The sequence below is a fragment of the Acidiluteibacter ferrifornacis genome, assembly GCF_009909615.1.
Classification (GTDB): Bacteria; Bacteroidota; Bacteroidia; order Flavobacteriales_E; family Vicingaceae; genus Acidiluteibacter; species Acidiluteibacter ferrifornacis.
In genome coordinates, this window is the sequence record NZ_WWNE01000007.1 from 1 (window position 1) to 899 (window position 899).

The 899-nt window shown below is 42.7% G+C and carries 1 pseudogene; it reads left to right on the top strand.

Going from position 1 to position 899, the window contains the following annotated elements:
* A pseudogene (locus GQN54_RS08695) lies at window positions 1–899 on the top strand (hypothetical protein); the annotation flags it as partial.

The window sequence follows — 899 nt, forward strand, 5'->3', positions numbered from 1 at the left end:
ACTACAACTGCTGTAAGCACAGTAACAGTGGCTGATACGACTACTCCTATAGCATCTGCTCAAAACATCACCGTTTACCTTGATGGAAGTGGGAATGCGAGCATAACCGCATCGGATATTGACAATGGAAGTACAGACAATTGTTCTTCAGTCTCCTTAAGTGCGAGTAAAACGACTTTTACTTGTTCAGATGTAGGTGCAAATACAGTAACGCTTACCTCAACTGACGCAAGTAGCAACTCTTCAACGGCAACTAGCACTGTAACGGTTGTTGATTCCACTTCTCCAACAGCAGCTGCACAAAACATCACAGTCTATCTTAATAGTGCAGGGAATGCTTCTATTACTGCATCTGATATCAATAACGGTAGTACAGACAATTGTGGTACTCCTTCTCTAAGTGCGAGTAAAACAGCTTTTACTTGTGCCGATATTGGGGCAAACACCGTTACACTTACCGTAACAGATGGCAGCAGCAACGCCGCAACAGCAGTGAGTTCTGTAACTGTAGCAGACACTACTGCTCCTTCTGCAATCGCTCAAAACATCACTGTTTATCTTGATGGAAGTGGGAATACGAGTATAACTGCATCAGATATTGACAATGGTAGTACAGACAATTGTGGTACTCCTTCTCTAAGTGCGAGTAAAACAGCTTTTACATGCACTGATGTAGGAGCAAACACAGTTACTCTTACAGTTACGGATGGCAGCAGCAATACTACAACTGCTGTAAGCACGGTAACAGTTGCAGATACGATTACTCCTATAGCATCTGCTCAAAACATCACTGTTTACCTTGATGGAAGTGGGAATGCGAGTATAACTGCATCAGACATTGACAATGGAAGTACAGACAACTGTTCTTCAGTCTCCTTAAGTGCGAGTAAAACAGCTTT